Origin of the sequence: Bombilactobacillus mellis (genome assembly GCF_000967245.1) — a bacterium.
GTDB classification, from domain to species: domain Bacteria; phylum Bacillota; class Bacilli; order Lactobacillales; family Lactobacillaceae; genus Bombilactobacillus; species Bombilactobacillus mellis.
Genome location: NZ_KQ033877.1, coordinates 17,660 through 35,447 on the forward strand (window position 1 = coordinate 17,660; position 17,788 = coordinate 35,447).

The window sequence follows — 17,788 nt, forward strand, 5'->3', positions numbered from 1 at the left end:
ATTGAAGGAACCGGACAAGAAAATCGCCAGCAGGAAGTATCTGTGATTTCACGGCAGTTAAAACGATTAGCTAAAGAATTACACGTGCCGGTTATTGCGTTGTCGCAATTATCACGGGGAGTAGAGCAGCGGCAAGATAAGCGTCCGCTCTTATCCGATATTCGCGAGTCGGGTTCTATTGAACAAGATGCGGATGTGGTTGCTTTCTTATATCGCGATGATTATTATAATGACGAGTCTGATTCGGATAACTCTGAGGATGTTGTTGATACTAACGCTGGCGAAGTAGAGGTTATTATCAGTAAGAATCGTTCTGGTCCTCGTGGAACCATTAAACTATTATTTGTTAAATCTTATAATAAGTTTGCAGCCATCTCCCCTTTGACGGAAGGATAATTATGAGTAAATATAGGCAATTACAACAAGCTTACCAGCAGCAGCAATTAATTGATGTCATTATGCGGGCAACTAATGACATCTATACTGGCAAAGTTTGTCAGCTGAATCCACATCATGTCATAATGCAAGTTTATAACGATTATGGACTTTTGAATGGGTATGTAATAGTTACTATTAGAGCTATTGCCTTAGTGAATACGTCTAGTGGTGATTTGCAGCGGATCAAGCAGCGCATTTTTCTAGCTCAAGAACAAAAATTGCTCGGTGCGCCGCCTTTAATTTTGCCGCATTTTTCTGAGCAGAATTTATTAACAGCCGTTCTACAATATTTATGTAAACAACGGCAAGTAGCATTATTTGTCGGCATTACACAGTATCATTATCAGCAGGCTCAGATTATCAATGTAAAGGCAAAGCAGCTCCAGCTTTCTTTACTGGATGTTTTTGATTTTTCTGATAAAGAAGTGGTGCGGGCTTTTTTACAAAGTCAATTGGAGGCTGTAGAGTTTGGCGGTCAAGAATTAGAACAGGCTACCAGTTTCTTTGCTCTGCAACCGCAGCATACTTTACCCGTTATTGTGAAAGCTAATCAATATTTAGAAACCTTGTTAAAACCCTTGCAGGGTAGTTCTACTTTACTAATGGTTTATGTCAACATTTCTCATAATAACTTTTACGTTGGTCAAGTAATTAATGTTACTGCTGATACAGTAGTTTTATCTTTGGTCGATCAAGATGGACGTTTTGGCGGCTATGCTTTAATCCGTTTAGATGCTATCAAGTTTGTTTCCGCGCAAACGGACTATTTAAAAATGATTAATGTTTATCGAACTTGGCATCAAAAGGCGCATACTTTTGTTCAGCCGGTTTTAAATGATCAGATGCAATTTTCAGTTACGGACTTTTGGCAAAATACTTTTGAGCAGTTAACGCAATTGCAATTAATAATACGCATTCAATTACGGCAATTAGATACTGATTTTTTAGCTTATAGTGTTGCAGCTAAAGCTACGAGTGTACAATTGGCCATTTTTGATGATCTGCAGACCGGAACTACGCAGATACATGAATTTAAGTATCAAGATTTAGAACGGGTAGCATTTGGTTATTTGAATTCTTATTTTACAAAAACCGAATTAATTAAATAAATGGTTGAAATAACGTTCATCATTGATACACTTAAAGAGTAAAATAAATAATAAAGGATGATATGCATGACAGGTGTTGTTGTAGTCGGAATGCAGTGGGGCGATGAAGGCAAAGGAAAAATTACTGATTTTCTGAGTCGTCAAACGCAAGTTGTAGCTCGTTATCAAGGTGGAGACAATGCAGGACATACTGTAGAAGTTGACGATAAAGAGTATAAAATGCGCTTAGTTCCATCCGGAATTTTAAATTCAGATAAGATCTCATTGATTGGCAATGGAGTAGTAGTTAATCCAAAGTCATTAGTAGCAGAAATTGAAGCTTTAAAAAAGCAGGGAATTAGTTTTGCTAATTTTAAAATTTCTAACCGGTCTCAAGTGATTTTACCCTACCATCTTAAGTTAGACAGTTTACAAGAAGCTAACAAGGGCGATGCCAAAATTGGTACTACTAATCGTGGTATTGGTCCAGCCTATATGGATAAGGCGGCTCGGGTAGGTATTAGGATGGCTGATTTAATAGAAAAAGATACTTTTGCAGAAAAATTAAAGTCCAATTTAGCTATGAAAAATCAGACTTTTGTTAAATTATATGAAAGTGAACCGCTGAATTTTGATGATATTTTTGCTGAGTATTACCAATATGGACAGCAATTAAAGCCTTATGTCTGTGATACTTCTAAGCTTTTGAATGAACAGTTAGATCAGCAAGCCAAGGTATTATTTGAGGGTGCTCAAGGAATTATGCTGGACATCGATCATGGAACTTATCCGTATGTTACTTCTTCTAATCCCGCAGGTGGTTATACAGCTGGCATTGGTGTGGGACCTACTCAAATTAAGCGCATTGTTGGGGTTGCCAAAGCCTATACTTCTAGAGTTGGAGCTGGTCCTTTCCCCACAGAATTAAAAAATGATACAGGTGATTTTATTCGGAATGCTGGTCATGAATTTGGGGTAGTTACTAAACGTCCGCGGCGGATTGGCTGGTTGGATGCAGTGGTGTTACAACATGCTAAACGAGTTGCTGGAATTACCGATTTAGCATTGAACAGTATTGATGTCTTAAGTGGTTTGGAAGAGGTAAAAATTTGTACCGGTTATCAACTTCCTGATGGTCAAATTATTCATGAATATCCTGCCAGCTTGCATATTTTAGAACAATGTCAACCTGTTTATGTTACTCTTCCCGGTTGGCAGCAACCATTACGGGGGGTAACTGACCTCAAAGCTTGGCCGACAGCCGCTATCAACTATTTAAAAAAGATTAAAGAATTGACTAATTTAGATTTTGTAAGTGTTTCGGTTGGTCCTAATCGTAATGAAACAATTGTTTTAAAAGATATTTGGTAATATTGGCTTATTTATTAAAAATCCGTAGAGATAAATTATCTCTGCGGATTTTTTAATAGAACAGTGATTAAGGCTGTTGGGCAGCGCTTTGATGTTTGAGTCGCAAACCCGTGAAACGGTTAGTATTACGATTATAAATAAGGGTATAATAAAACGTTTGCTCTTTATTAATCTGTGTTAAATAAAATTTTGTTTCACGTGGAACATCGGAAAATTCATAACCGGTAATCGCACTATTTTTTTGATCAGCATTTGTATTGAGAGCATACTTTTGTAAAGCAGAACCACTGTTAGGGTCTAGCCCAATATTTTTACCTACCTGACTATATTGTTTAACAGAAGCATCAGGTCTATTAGTTATGTCTGAATTATTAAGGGTTTGATTAATCGTTTCGATAAAATTAGGTGCTTTAACAATACCAGAAGTGCCTAGATTATTAGTAAAACCAATAAATTTGGGGGGCTTATTATTATGAGTAGAGCGAAGATAAAGTACTTTGCGGGCACGTTGATGATTATAATATATTTGGTAGCGATAACTTTGGATTTGTTTATTATCCTCGCGACAATTAACACTGAGAATGGTATATTTTCCCTGCCGATTTTGGCCAATTACTAAGGGAGTGATGCTATAGAAATAACGGTGCGACTTCTTTTGTATCCGTGCTTTTAATTGTCGATTCTGCGCTGAGGATAGCCAAGCAATTTTTTGATGATGCCGATTAGAGGAATTAATCAAAACATTCACGGTTTTCAATTCATTATGATATTGTTGATTATTAACCTCATTAAGTGTGAGCGCTTGTGGATGGATACTTTTGTCCACGTGCTGAGGACTTACTAGAAGATTAAAAGGGATCGTCCGTTCTGATAACCAGTTAGAAGTATTTCGGACTAGAAGATGACGATTATAATATATAATAAATAAACAAAGGCATATAATAATAGTGGTTACTAAGGTTTTAAAGAATCTTTTTGTCATTTGCAATTTTTTTTGGCCTCATAATTTAAAATGCGTAGTTGTATTAACTATCTTAAAATATTTTTGTTAATCTTATTTTATACTAGAAAGAACATAAGTTGATTAAGATTGATCAAATTCATTGAAGAAAGATTGGCTTTTATGAAATTTATGGAAAAAAACTTGGGCCTAATAAAGCGCATTACCCAAATAGTTCTATTGACGGGAATTGCACTTTTTGGTCTCTTCTTTCTGTTTGGAGGAAGCGATGTGGCGGCTCAAAGATTAGTTAGTCATCAATATCAAAGCCGCCAACATCAGGCTTTAATTACTCATGTAAATACCAAACAGGTGCAAGTAGTTAATCGTTTTGTGCAAGGGGATTTTTGTAACTTAATTTTTAGTAAACAAACGCAAGCTGATTTTCAAAAGCTGTTCGTTTTATTAAATAAAAGGCAACGCAATGAGCGCCAAATTGCCAGCTACTATGATGGTCATTATTATGCTAATTTAGTTACACAAAAACGGCTTAATCAAACCGATAAACATTTGCTGCAGGAGAAAAATCAAACCGTTTATCAACAACAGAAAAATCGTTTAGATACAATTCAAATTTGGTTTGACCAAACACAGGATGCTAATAAATTTTTAACAAAAACCCGGAAAACTTTTCAAGCAGATCCCAGACAATTAAATTTGGCCCAAGTTTCCCAGGCTAATGCTTATTATAAATTAATTAAAAATCGGCGGTGGCAACATTATTGGCAACCGCAGCTGCAGAAAATTCTTACTTATTTTAAGAACGCTCAAGCCAATAAGGATAAATCCCAGTTAGCCCAAGAAAACGCTGAGCTAGAAGAATTAAAGAATGCTCCCTTAACGCAAGCCTATCGGCCGGCTCATGTAACTATTATTGACAATGTTCAGGCAGTTGATGTGGCGGATAAAATTTTACAAGATGCCGGTATTACTGCTAATAAAGTTCTCTACTTCTCTCAAAATGATAAAACCTTATCTTTATTACGTCGTAGTGGCGGTCATTATCATACTCAAGGTGCATTGATTCGCGTAACTGCCAATCAGGTAATGAGCGGCTCTTATCGGATTCGAGCACTTATTAGCAATCCGAGCGAAACCGCCGGAGTAATTACTGATCCGCAACAATCCAATTTTGGTCGTTATTATGAAGATGCAACGGGGATGAATGCTGAGATTAACACAATTAGTGATTATAATTTGTCTCAACCGATCTTTTGGCTGAAGAATAACCCCACTTTACAGAATTCGATCTTATTTAGTAATAGTCAAACTCTAGGCTTTATTTACAGTGGTAATTCTGTTTTGAATAATGGAATTTGTGTTGCGGAGTCTGATTTGATTCAGCTTACTAATGTAGTTGATAGCGGAACATTATTATATATTAGTTAATTGAAAAACAACTAGTTAAAAATGAGGGGAATAGTTGTGCAAGAAAAATGGCAGCAATGGCTCACTAATTTTCGCGAACATCCAGTTAAAAAAGTTATTAAATATTGTTTGATCGCACTCTTGGTAATTTTCTTAATTTGGGGTGTGAGTTTTTGCCATCGACATCTCAAAGAAGTACAAAAGGATATTACTGATGGTTATGTGATTAGTGACGATATTAAAGAAAAAAATTTTCATCCGAAACAACCGACAATTATTAAAGACGGCACTAACAAAACTATGAAAACTCTGACTCATAGTCAGGCTGACTATGTCCCTTATGCACAAATTAACCCACAAATACGCAAAGGCGTCATTGCTGTAGAAGATCGGCGTTATTATCTACATCATGGTGTTGACTTAACCGGTATTTTGCGGGCTGTTACTCAATCTTTGTTACGACGGCAGGTTCAAGGAGGCTCTACTTTAACCCAGCAATTAGTCAAAAATATTGTTTTAAAAGACCAATCTCAAAGTTTAAACCGGAAAATTAAAGAGATGGTCATTGCCCAACAAATTGAGCAAAAATTTTCGAAAAAGAAAATTTTAGAGTTTTATTTAAATAATGTCTATTTAGGTCATGGTTGTTATGGGATAGGAAGTGCTTCGCAGTATTATTTTTCGAAAAAGCAGCAACAATTGAATATTGGCGAAACTGCACTGTTAGTAGGAATTCCTAATAATCAAGTTCTCTATGATCCGGTATTGCACCCCCAGGCAGCTCGTAATCGTAGGAATACAGTATTATATTCTTGGTATCAGCAGGGCTTAATTTCGCAGGCGGCGTTTCAACGCTATTCTCAGCCCCAAATTCAGCTCAAAATTCACAATTTTACGTATGATAATGACATTTCTCAAGATTATGCTTTAAATTATGCTGTCGACAATGCTGTGAAGCAATTAATGATGATCCATGGCTTTGAAATGGAATATCTCTTTAATAATGATCAAGATAAAAACGATTATCGGCGGCGTTATTCGCAAGTTTATGATAAATATTATGGTGAATTACTCAATGGCGGTTTTGAGATTAAAACTACTATTAATCAGGATCTACAAAAACAGATCCTGCAAATCGTCCAGCAACAATATGCTAATTATAATCAACGAAGTGCTGAAGGAAAATTAGAACCGCAAGTCTCCAGTACGATTGTTGATAATCAGACGGGGAATGTTATCGCAATTGTCGGGGGGCGTACTACTCAAGGAGATCAACTTAATCGGGCTATTAATGCTTATCGCCAGCCTGGATCTACTGCTAAGCCTTTAATTGCCTACGCCCCGGCTTTTGAAAGAGGCTATGCACCGCAAAGCCGTGTGGTAGATGGCCCAGTTGGCGGAGTTCACAACTGGTATGATGGTTATCGCGGAGCCGTAACTTTACGTCAAGCCCTGGCCGATTCTATTAATACCGTAGCTCTTAAATTAGCTTTGAGTGATAAGGACAAGTCTTTTTATCAGTTACTGGGCAAAATGCAGTTTCAAGGCTTATATCCTGCTGATAATAATCCAATTATAGCAGTTGGTGGTTTTACTAAAGGAGTAACCACTACAGAAATGGCTTCTGCCTATAGTTCGTTTGCGCGTAATGGTAAATTTATTGCTCCCAGCAACTTGAAAAGTATTATCGATACCGTCAATGGCCGCACCCTTTATCAAAATCCTCATATGAAGACTACTGTTTATAATTCCAGTGCCAGTTACATGATGATTAATGCGATGCAAAGTGTAGTTACAAGTGGTTTAGGCAAGAATGCGGCTTTGCATAATTATGCTCATGTGGCAGGGAAGACCGGAACTACTGATTTTAATCATGATAGTTATTTTGTAGGGATGACACCACGTTTTACAATTGCCAATTGGTCGGGTTATGATCATCAACAGCCGTTAAGTGAAGATCAACTGCAACTCACGATCAAGACATTCAAAGCCGAGGGTGAATTTTTAGTAGATTATCTAAAAATTCCTAATGACGATTTTAAAATGCCTAAAACTGTCCGCAAAGTCGGCGATAATCTCTATGTTCGCCAAGAAGCAGTTGAAAAAAGTGTTGCTCAGATTATTAAGGAAAATTATCTGGCCTTTAATAGTGCCGAAATTAACGCTAATGCAAAGCGCCTGAGCAATCTAGATTATCGTTTAATCTACCATTTAACTAAAAAACAAGAACAAAATCGAGAACGTATAGTAAATCAGGCTATTGCTAAGTATCAACAATTGCCTTTTACTAAATTATCACAATACTCACAAAAAGTTTCTCAATTACAAAAGATCCGCTATAAAAATGAAAATGTTAAAAGAATGCAGGCTAAAAAGCAGTTTAATCAAATCATTATGCAGCTGCAACGCCAGCTCAATTTAAATCAGGCTAAATTACAAGCCCAAAAAGATAATAAGCGTTTGGCTAGTTTTGCCACGAAAAAAGAACAAATTGAAGAAGATCGCCAAGCACAACGCCAAGCTAATGTGGAGCGTTTAATGAAGCAATATCAAGTTCTTTTAGATAAGGTTAAGGCCGCTTATCAAAATAATTCTGCAAATAAACAGGAACTAAAACAGCAATTAGAGAACGTGATTAATGAGATTCGCAGTTATGGCGGCAATGTGCCTGATCCGGTTATCGAAATCAATTAATTGTAGTTTTCCGAGAAAATGAGTTAATAATAATTTTTCTACTTTGCTAAATTCAGCCCAACTAGATGAAAGTAGATAATTAGTGTTACAATAAAAGCCGTATTTGTGCAATTATTGATCGTACAGGAGTTTTTATGAAGGAACTAAGGATCTTAATACAAAAATATTGGCCTTTTATTTCTTATCTGATATTTGGCGGTTTGACAACATTAATAAATTTGATCATATTTTATGAATTATATACGTGGCATCATTTAATAGGCTATCAATGGGCCACTTTTATTGCTTGGCTGTTTTCGGTTTTATTTGCTTATGTAACTAATAAACAATTTGTCTTTAACTCTCATCAGAAATCAAAGACTGCTGTACTAAGAGAATTGGAATCCTTTTTTTTCTTTCGAATTCTCAGCTTATTATTAGATTTTGCTATTTTATATATTGGGATTGGCTTGTTGCATGCGAACAGTTTTATTGTCAAATTAATCGACAATATTTTGGTCGTAGTGGCGAATTATATCTTTAGTAAGGTATTTATCTTTAAAGAAAAATAAGGCCCTTAAAAAGAAAAATAATGCCTTTGAGAGCCACCTGTTTTTTCAATGATTTAATTATCACTAACTCTAAAAAAAATAAGACAATTATCTTTTTTAAATTACAGAACTTGTTGGATAATTACTAATACTGAATAATAGTGGTAGCCTTTTACTAGGCACTTGTTTAAAGAACATGGAGTCAGCTGCTGTTTATGCATTGAATAATGGGTAATTTTCCAGTAAAGAAATTTTTATTTAATTTAAATTCAACGAGAAACTTAGTTAAGTTACAATTATAACTAAAAGCAAGCCGATTTCCAAAATCATAAATTACAGTTAGAACCTAAAAAACAATAGTTTTAAAAATCACACTTTGAGATTAAAAACTTAAGGCAAAAATTATTGTTGCGTATAGATTTAAAAAGCTGTTTTTGAAACAAAAATCCTTATATCTCGAAAAATATTTCCCGGGAAATATTTTTCGAGATTTTTAAATATAAAAAACTATCACTAAAAAGAGTTTGGACGATTAATCATTTGTATTATAGTTTTGCATCAGTAATCATTATTTGCTTAACAAAAAATATTGACAATGGAATCTCCTTATAAAGGATTGAAATTTTGTTGACATTATTTTTAATCTGTTTTAAACAGATTATTTTAATTACTCGATTAAGCAAATAGTTTAGTTACAAGTTAATTTACTAAAAATATAAATATTATTTTCTTGTTTTGAATTTTTAATTACATTTGACTTTTTATACTTAATAGTTTAGTTGGAAAAAGTAAATTAGACCGGCAGTAAATGCTGAACTTTTTAAGACTTCAATAAATTAACGGTAATTTTTAATTGGATAGTCTATCACCATAATTAATAGTAATAATATATTTGGTTAAATAATTATCAAAGTAAAAAATATTAGATTACTTACAAAAATAGCAAAAGTAGTTTTTTGCCTTGTCTAATCTTTGATGTGATTAACTTCTGGTAATGGTGTTTGTAGTATGTGTGATTTATACTAGTTTAGAGTATTTTTATCAGCTGTAATATCTCCCAATATATTAGAAAACAGTGATGTTTGGGCTAGATGCTTGTTAATATTAAAAAAATGTTATATTTTTAATATTTTGCTAATTATATTTTAGAATTTACTTGCAATTCTTGCTTAAAAGCATAAAATACATTATAAGTAACTGACCTCTTAGGCAGTTATTATAACAACAAGTAATACTAGGCGAACTTGAACCTCTCCTTATTACTTTGTTGTTTAAAAGCGTTAATCTAATGAGATTAACGCTTTTTGAGGTTTCTTAATTTCTTAAAAATTATTGTGTTAAATAGGCAAAATTTAAAAATTGATAATAAGTAACTAATTTAAAAAATATTGATAGTTCTAAATTTATTATCAAAAAATATTTCCTGGGAAATATTACTAGACTTCAAAAATATATTTGCAATGCAAGTTTTAGTTAATAAAAAAAAACAGTTGCGCTTTTCACACAACTGTTTTTTAATAAAAGACTCTTCCTACTTTAGCAATGTCGCTTCTTTGCCAATTAGTAATTGGACGAACAGCTACCTGATATGGCCAAGAGTCTAAGACTTGATTATTTCCTAAATAGATTCCGACATGCCAAATGCTACCATCATAGGGACTTCTATAAAAAATCAAGTCACCGCGCAATCTTTGAGAATAAGGAACACTATGAATATAAGGACTACTGTAAAGTCTTTGACAATTCCATTCATTTCCGGGTTGAGCATGTTGAATATTCCCAGTTGGTTGAGGATCAATGCCAGCGGCATATAAGGCTTGAGTTACTAAACCAGAACAATCAACGCCATAAGCTGGTGAAGAAGCCGCGCCGGAAATCCAAGGTTTTCCTAAATATGCTTGTGCTTGGCTTATCATGGCTTCAACGTGATCACTTCTGCTACTGTTAATGTTAGTCTTTAAAGGTGCTACATAATTATCAATATCAAACCACTCTTGGCCACTAAATCCCATTTTGGTCCAAGTATTATAGTCTACAATTCCAGTAACTGGTAAGCCATAATTTGCCTGCCAATTACGAACCCGGGTAATAACGCTACTTTCGTAAATAGTATGAGTGTTGGATAAACCAAAAAATTGGCGCACTTTATAAACTTTAATACCTTCGACACCATTATAAAGATCATATCCAGCCTTTTGCTGTTGAGTGATTTGTGTATTATGAATTGGATACCAGCCATTGGGATTACTGTATTTAGGAATAGCAGTATCATCGCTATTAATCCAAGTATTAGTAGCTACCTGATACCAAGTTTTTCCAGCAACATTATCTGTAAATCCATATTTCCAAGCAGTAATGGGCGCTAGTTTTCCAGCAGTAGCCTGATAATGACCATCTTCATAAATATATTCTAGAGCACCTTTATTTCCGGCCCACACTACACCTTCATTAGCTTTGCCATGTTGAAAGGAAACATCTTCAGCTTTAACAAATTCATGCGTTGATACCTGATAAAATTTACCGACATTGGGAATCTGTAGATAATTTCCGGTAATCCAAGGTGTATTAGCTGGTAATAAACGATTACGAATGATTTGTCCATTTTCGTTATATAAAGGTGCCATTTTAATTGTTGTGACAATGCCGCTATCAGCCGCAAGTGTTTGTGCATGGACATTGTTATTATCAAAAGTAAAAATGCCTCCCAATAAACTAGAGCTAATTAAAACAGCAGTTAAAATTTTTTTATTCATTTGTTTTTCCCCCCTAAATTAATAACTTAATGCTCTTTGCGCTTGGCTATTCCAGTTTTTGATAAAAGCATCAATCGACCAACTGGTTTTTTCATTTGTCCAGCAATCATTGTAATAAATATTATGCTGATCATACCCGGTAATAACTAAAGCATGATAAGGGAAACCGTGCATTGTATTCCACGTAACCACTGGATGTCCCAGACCCAATTGATATCTAAGAGCGTCAAAGCCCAGACCAGTTAAATCTTTGGCCGTATGATTAGGAGTATATTTTTGAACCAGTTGCATTAAAGCTGGTGGGAAAATAGTAACTCCGGTACCATTCCATGGATCGCCAATATAACCTGCGTTAGGATTGTTGCTCCGTGGCATTTCCCGTGCTAACTGCATTTTATCTACGTGCGCTCCGGCATATTGCAACATCATTGTGACCGCAGTGATTTCACAACCATTAGGCAGTTCAGGACGTTGGGCAATAAGAGGAACACTTTGTAATTGAACCTTAGGCTGATAATCATTAGCGTGAATAATTACTACAAAACTTTCATTAACCCATTGATTATTGCCTACTTCATACCAATAGTGGCCATTTGCGTAGACATGCTGCAGTACTTTCCAAGCACTACCACTGGGTAAAGTACGGCCTGAGTTAGTTGCTTGATTGCCATAATTATTATATAAAATCACTCCTGAGCCTTTGATGATACAAACATCGGCTTGGCCTGAGCCTAATTTCATTTCATTTTCTATCGGATGAGCAGTCCCATCAACATTTCCTGATTGAAAAGTTACTTGATTGTAAGCAATGTACTCATCAGTAGAAACCTGATAATATTTTTGTCCATCACTGCTTATATGTAGTAAGCCGGTTCGCCAAGAAGAATGGGGCATCAGACTGCGATCCTTAATTAATTGTGCCTGACCATTATATAAGGGCGCTATTTGATCTTTAACTGTTACTACGCCTGCTAAAGGAACATTGTTGAATGAAATTGGTGCAGGCGAGTCAATTTCTGCTGCTTGAATTAGAGTTGTTGGTCGCAAACACCAATAAAGTAATAACACATTAAAGAAAATCAAACAATAATAGGAATATTTTCTGAGCTTATAGTAATTATTTTGGGTCAACTTAGCTATTCTCCTTTCAAATTAAGATATTCTCATTATAAGCCAAATAAGGTTCTGATTACAGTCTTACTCAGTTTTTAAAAAGAGAAACTAGTTTGAACATATAAAAAAACACTCTACATTAGAAGAGTGTTTTTTTAAAATATTAGTTATTAAACATTTAAAACTTTATTCAAAAATTCTTGTAAACGAGGATTTTGTGGATGATCAAAAATAGCCGTTGGCGTACCTTCTTCAAGGATTTGACCATCATCAAAAAATAGAACACGATCAGCAACTTCTTTGGCAAATCCCATTTCATGGGTTACTACAATCATTGTCATTCCTTGTTGTGCTAATTTTTTCATAACTTGTAAAACATCACCGACCATTTCGGGATCTAAAGCACTTGTAGGTTCGTCAAAGAGCATAATGTCCGGATTCATAGCTAAGGCCCGGGCAATCGCAACACGTTGCTGCTGTCCCCCTGATAAGGATTGCACTGTAGCGTTAAATTTCTCTTCTAAACCGACAATTTTTAATAGTCTTTTAGTTTCACTTGCGGCCTCATCTGTAGCTAAATGTTTGATTTCTTGCGGTGCCAGCATAATATTTTGAGCTACCGATAAGTTATTAAATAAATTAAAGTGTTGAAAAACCATTCCAATATTTTCTCGCACTTGATTAATATTAGCATTAGGTTGAGAAATATCAATGCCATCAATTACAATCGAGCCTGAAGTGGGGTCTTCCAAGCGGTTAAGCGTTCGTAAAAAAGTACTCTTACCTGAACCGGAAGGGCCAATAATGACCACTACTTCGTTAGGCTTAACAGTCAAACTGACATCTCTAATGACATGATTATCACCAAAATCTTTATTTAAATGTGTCACTTGAACTTTGTCGGTCATATTTGTATTCTCCTTTTTACCCAGTTGGAAAGCCAGGTTAATAACGTAATTATAATTAGATAAATCAAAGCAATGATGGCCCAGACTTTAAAGCCTTCTAAGTTCCGGGCAATAATAATTTTTCCGGTTTGAGTCAACTCTAAGATACCGATAACAGATAAAATAGAAGTGTCTTTTAAAGTAATAATGAATTGATTAATAAAAGACGGAATCATTATTTTAATACCTTGCGGTAAAATAACTCGGCGCATAGCTTTGCCAAAAGGAAGTCCTAAACTACGGGCGGCTTCCATCTGACCGGAGTCCACAGCATCAATACCACCTTTAACAAAGGCTGCGATATAGGCACCTTCATTTAAAGTTAAGGTAATGATCCCAGCTAGAAAAGCAGGAATTTTTTGGCCAGAAAGACTTGGAATACCAGTATAAATAAAGAGGGCCAGAACTAATAAAGGCAAGCCCCGGAAGATGTAAATAATAGTTGTAGATAAGCCATTACAGAACTTATTCGGGACCACTCCCAGCAAGCCGACAATAATACCGAAAATGGTAGCGAAGAAGATAGCGGCTACTGTCAGCCAAACTGTTTCTCCCAAACCGCCTAATAAAGCGTCTTGATTTTGCTTAATCAGCCCCCAAAAACTACGATCTTCAGTGGCAGGTTTCACCTTGTGATGCTTAGTGCCTAAATATTTATTTTTTATTTTATCATAGGTACCATTAGCTTTAATTTTTTTCAAACCAGCATCAAATTTAGCAAGTAATTCTTGATTATGACCTTTTCTGACAGCAAAACCATAAGTGCTTTTATTTGCTGGTTTAACAGGAATTTTTAATGGTGTGCCTTGATTAATAGCATATTGCATGACGGGCTTATCTTCAAAGCAGGCTACAGAATTCTTCGTGACAACGTCTTGATACATATTATTCGAGTCATCAAAAGTGACGGTTTTAAAACCATACTTCTTTTTAATGCTGTTAGCATAAAGCGCGGCGGCAGTACCAGTTTTTAGGGCTACTTTTTTGCCACGTAGTTGTTCGAAATTTTTAATTTTACTATTCTTACCCACTGCCATAATGATACCTGTATCAAAATAGGGCTGGGAAAAGTCAAATTTGGCCTTTCTTTCAGGTGTCATCATCATTCCAGCGATCACACCATCTAATTGTCCAGCTTCCATAGATTGTACGGCAGCATTAAAACCTACTGGTTTAATTTGAACTTTGAAGCCTTCTTCTTTGGCAATAGCTTTCATAATATCAATATCAATACCAACGTACTTATTATTCTTGTTAGCAAATTCAAACGGCGGGTAAGTGACATCCGTTCCGATTTGATAGACTTTTTGTGCTTGTGCTGATTTTATAGGACCAAAAGCAAACCAAAAAACTATTAAACTAAGAAATATTAATATTTTTTTCTTCATTTTAGTTTTGCCATCCTTATCTTATTCATAATGTTAATATTTTCTCACACTTTTTGAGCAGGGACAATATTTAAGAAATTGCCAGCAATTTTGAAGCAATACATCAATAAAATAATTTTCCCAAACTAACATTGTCATTATGAATAGATAGTATCAAGTGACTTTAAGCTTGAGTCTTCTTTTGTACCCAGTTGGAAAGCCAGGTTAATAACGTAATTATAATTAGATAAATCAAAGCAATGATGGCCCAGACTTTAAAGCCTTCTAAGTTCCGAGCAATAATAATTTTTCCGGTTTGAGTCAACTCTAAGATACCGATGACAGATAAAATAGAGGTGTCTTTTAGAGTAATAATAAATTGATTAATAAAAGATGGAATCATTATTTTAATACCTTGCGGTAAAATAACTCGGCGCATAGCTTTGCCAAAAGGAAGTCCTAAACTACGGGCGGCTTCCATCTGACCGGAGTCCACAGCATCAATACCACCTTTAACAAAGGCTGCGATATAGGCACCTTCATTTAAAGTTAAGGTAATGATCCCGGCTAGAAAAGCAGGAATTTTTTGACCAGTAAGACTTGGAATACCGGTATAAATAAAGAGGGCCAAAACTAGTAGAGGCAAGCCTCGGAAAATATAAATAATAGTTGTAGATAAGCCATTACAGAATTTATTCGGGACCACTCCCAGCAAGCCGACAATAATACCGAAAATGGTAGCGAAGAAGATAGCAGCCACTGTCAGCCAAACTGTTTCTCCCAAACCGCCTAATAAAGCGTCTTGATTTTGTTTAATTAAACCCCAAAAACTGCGATCTTCAGTGGCCGTTTGCTTTTGCGGACCAGCTACAGCTTCCTTGCCTAAATATTTGGCAACGATTCGATTGTAGGTGCCGTTGGCTTTAATCTTTTTCAAGCCGGCATTAAATTTTGTAATTAATTCTTGATTGCGATTTTTCTGGACAGCAAAGCCATAGTTTCCAGTATTAGCAGGTTTAGTAACAATTTTCAAGGCGATGCCATGATGAATACCATATTGCATGACGGGCTGGTCTTCAAAACAGGCTACAGAATTCTTCGTGACAACGTCTTGATACATATTATTCGAGTCATCAAAAGTGACGGTTCTAAACCCATATTTCTTTTTCAGACTATTGGCATAATCGGCACCAGCGGTTCCGGTTTTTATGGCCACTTTTTTGCCTTTAAGCTGTTTAAAATCCCTAATAGGACTGTTTTTACCGACAGCCATAACTACGCCTGACTTGTAATAAGGATCAGAAAAATTAAGTTTAGCTTTTCGCTCGGGGGTGATATTCATTCCAGCAATCACACCATCCATTTGTCCAGCCTCAACTGATTGCACAGCAGCATTAAAACCAACTGGTTTAATTTGGACTTGGAAGCCTTCTTCTTTAGCGACAGCTTTTAAAATGTCAATATCGATACCAACGTACTTATTATCCTTGTTGGCAAATTCAAAAGGGGGAAATGTAACATCCGTTCCGATTTGATAGACTTTTTGAGCGTGTACTGTTTGTAGAGGCCCAAAAGTAAATATCAAAAATAATAGTCCTAAGAATGATAATAATTTCTTTTTCATTACATATAAAACCTCCATATCAAAATTTAATAGCTAAACCCAGCCTTATTAATTAATAGTCTCTAATTTAGCATAACTTGAGACGTTATACAATTAGTGGCTGGGCTTCTTTTATTTCTCTTAGACCTTGAAAAATAAAAAAATTGGACAAAGGAAGCAAAAATGGGATTTATTCAAGGACAAGGGTGGTTATTTAAATAATGTTATTAGTAAGTTTTTATAAGAAAAATTTAAATTACAGTTCTCAAAATAGTTAAAGAAATAATTCCGACCAACACAATGAGGAGAAGATTTTTGGTTACAATGGCTGCTAAAAAAGTTGGTAATGAAGCCAATAAATATTCGAGATTAAGAATTGGCAGGTTTCCCAAGTGCGGAGTGAAAAGATTACTAAACCACAAGGTAGTCATAATAACTATAGGAACAAAATCTAAAAATTCTACTAATCTGTCTGATAGATGGACATACTTTAATAATACGAAGGGTAAAACCCGGGATAAAATCGCTACAATGCCGCAGCAGATAATCGTCAGGACTACTTTATTGAATAACATGTTTTAATAAAACCCCCAAACTACAACCTATTAAAGTAACTGTAATAATTACTAAATTACTAGGTAAAATAATTAGACTGCCATAAGTCAGGCACATTGTTAAGAAAACAATGATATATTGTAAAGATTTTTTTAGAGATTTATCTGAGATTACTTGTAAATATAGTAATCCGAGAAACATTGCCACGATGGAAAAATCTAATCCAAGTTTTTGAGGATTAGAAATAAACTGGCCTAATAGTGCGCCTAGCGCCGTAGAAATAATCCAAGTTATATAAGAAATAAGATTAACCGTATTAAACCATTCAAAGTTTAACTTGCCCTGAGTATAGTTAAGTTTAGAAATTCCCAGGGCAAAACTTTCATCAGTCAATAAACTACCAATTATGATATTTTTTAGTAGAGATTCTTTATGAAAGTATTTTGCAATAGTTGTACTCATAAGAATTATGCGGGAATTTACTAAAAAAACAGCAAGCACAATAGTGTAAAGAGGATTAGCTGCTGCAATTAAGTTAATAGCAATTAGTTGAGCCGAGCCCGCATAAATAATTAGGGAGGTTAAAACGACCTCCATAATCGAGAGACCGGAAGTTTTTCCAATAATTCCCACTGTGGTAGCGATACCAATATAGCCTAAAACGGTCGGTAAAGTCTCTTTGAAAGCCGACCTAAAGTTAAGTTCATTATTCATTGCTATACCAACTAACTTAATAAATTTTTAAGGAATGGTTAATAGATTAAACTTGGTGATATTGTAAAGCATTGACATTAAAAGTCAATCATAATTTAAATAATTTATGAGAATCAGTGAAGTATTTTTTAATAAATTTAAAGAATTATGTAGTGAGAAAATAATCTTTAGATGCCTTATGATCTGGAATTGTCATATTATCAAGTGACCAAAAAGCTATTAGATTTGAATTTAATCTAAAAATTTA

14 protein-coding genes are annotated in these 17,788 nt (G+C 35.0%); 6 read left to right on the forward strand and 8 right to left on the reverse strand.

Annotated elements, in window-relative coordinates; all coding sequences use genetic code 11:
* From JG29_RS08855 to JG29_RS00090, 3 genes are all read left to right on the forward strand, one after another.
* Positions 1-396: DnaB-like helicase C-terminal domain-containing protein (locus JG29_RS08855; RefSeq protein ID WP_045921950.1), on the forward strand; the 396-nt coding region annotated here is incomplete at its 5' end.
* 2 nt (positions 397-398) lie between these two features.
* Complete coding sequence (locus JG29_RS00085) at positions 399-1,547, forward strand: hypothetical protein (protein ID WP_045921951.1); 1,149 nt, start codon at positions 399-401, stop codon at positions 1,545-1,547.
* Between the two features lie 66 nt (positions 1,548-1,613).
* Positions 1,614-2,897: an adenylosuccinate synthase gene (locus JG29_RS00090; protein WP_045921952.1), complete on the forward strand. Its 1,284-nt coding sequence runs from the start codon at positions 1,614-1,616 to the stop codon at positions 2,895-2,897.
* A gap of 67 nt (positions 2,898-2,964) precedes the next feature.
* Here JG29_RS00090 and JG29_RS00095 read toward each other — a convergent pair whose 3' ends face one another.
* Positions 2,965-3,723, reverse strand: coding sequence for a hypothetical protein (locus JG29_RS00095; RefSeq protein ID WP_045921953.1), 759 nt, complete (start codon positions 3,721-3,723; stop codon positions 2,965-2,967).
* A 297-nt stretch (positions 3,724-4,020) separates the two neighbouring features.
* Here JG29_RS00095 and JG29_RS00100 point away from each other — a divergent pair, with 297 nt between their 5' ends.
* The 3 genes from JG29_RS00100 (at position 4,021) to JG29_RS00110 (ending at position 8,510) form a co-directional block, all read left to right on the forward strand.
* On the forward strand, positions 4,021-5,286 hold the full coding sequence (locus tag JG29_RS00100) for a hypothetical protein (RefSeq protein WP_156961592.1): 1,266 nt from the start codon (positions 4,021-4,023) through the stop codon (positions 5,284-5,286).
* Positions 5,287-5,322: 36 nt separating this feature from the next.
* The gene (locus JG29_RS00105; RefSeq protein WP_232297059.1) at positions 5,323-7,959 is read left to right on the forward strand and encodes a transglycosylase domain-containing protein; all 2,637 of its coding nucleotides are present in this window, start codon (positions 5,323-5,325) and stop codon (positions 7,957-7,959) included.
* A gap of 134 nt (positions 7,960-8,093) precedes the next feature.
* On the forward strand, positions 8,094-8,510 hold the full coding sequence (locus JG29_RS00110; RefSeq protein WP_045921955.1) for a GtrA family protein: 417 nt from the start codon (positions 8,094-8,096) through the stop codon (positions 8,508-8,510).
* A 1,493-nt stretch (positions 8,511-10,003) separates the two neighbouring features.
* On the opposite strand, the gene JG29_RS08510 is transcribed toward JG29_RS00110, so the two are convergent.
* From JG29_RS08510 to JG29_RS00145, 7 genes are all read right to left on the reverse strand, one after another.
* Positions 10,004-11,242, reverse strand: a complete 1,239-nt coding sequence (locus JG29_RS08510) for a C40 family peptidase (protein ID WP_052696251.1) — start codon at positions 11,240-11,242, stop codon at positions 10,004-10,006.
* Positions 11,243-11,260: 18 nt separating this feature from the next.
* Complete coding sequence (locus JG29_RS08515; RefSeq protein WP_052696252.1) at positions 11,261-12,373, reverse strand: C39 family peptidase; 1,113 nt, start codon at positions 12,371-12,373, stop codon at positions 11,261-11,263.
* Positions 12,374-12,525: 152 nt separating this feature from the next.
* Entirely contained in the window at positions 12,526-13,263 is a 738-nt protein-coding gene (locus tag JG29_RS00125) for an amino acid ABC transporter ATP-binding protein (RefSeq protein ID WP_045921956.1), read from the reverse strand.
* Entirely contained in the window at positions 13,260-14,690 is a 1,431-nt protein-coding gene (locus tag JG29_RS00130; protein ID WP_045921957.1) for an amino acid ABC transporter substrate-binding protein/permease, read from the reverse strand. The genes JG29_RS00125 and JG29_RS00130 overlap by 4 nt, the downstream gene beginning before the upstream one ends.
* Before the next feature lie 163 nt (positions 14,691-14,853).
* Positions 14,854-16,293 (reverse strand): amino acid ABC transporter substrate-binding protein/permease, encoded by a 1,440-nt coding sequence (locus JG29_RS00135; RefSeq protein WP_045921958.1) that lies wholly within the window; start codon positions 16,291-16,293, stop codon positions 14,854-14,856.
* Between the two features lie 230 nt (positions 16,294-16,523).
* A complete protein-coding gene (locus JG29_RS08625; protein ID WP_084232453.1) occupies positions 16,524-16,847 on the reverse strand; it encodes an AzlD domain-containing protein in 324 nt (107 codons plus the stop codon).
* Positions 16,834-17,541, reverse strand: coding sequence for an AzlC family ABC transporter permease (locus tag JG29_RS00145; RefSeq protein WP_045921960.1), 708 nt, complete (start codon positions 17,539-17,541; stop codon positions 16,834-16,836). Before JG29_RS00145 ends, JG29_RS08625 begins: the two co-directional genes overlap by 14 nt.
* Positions 17,542-17,788: the final 247 nt, after the last annotated feature.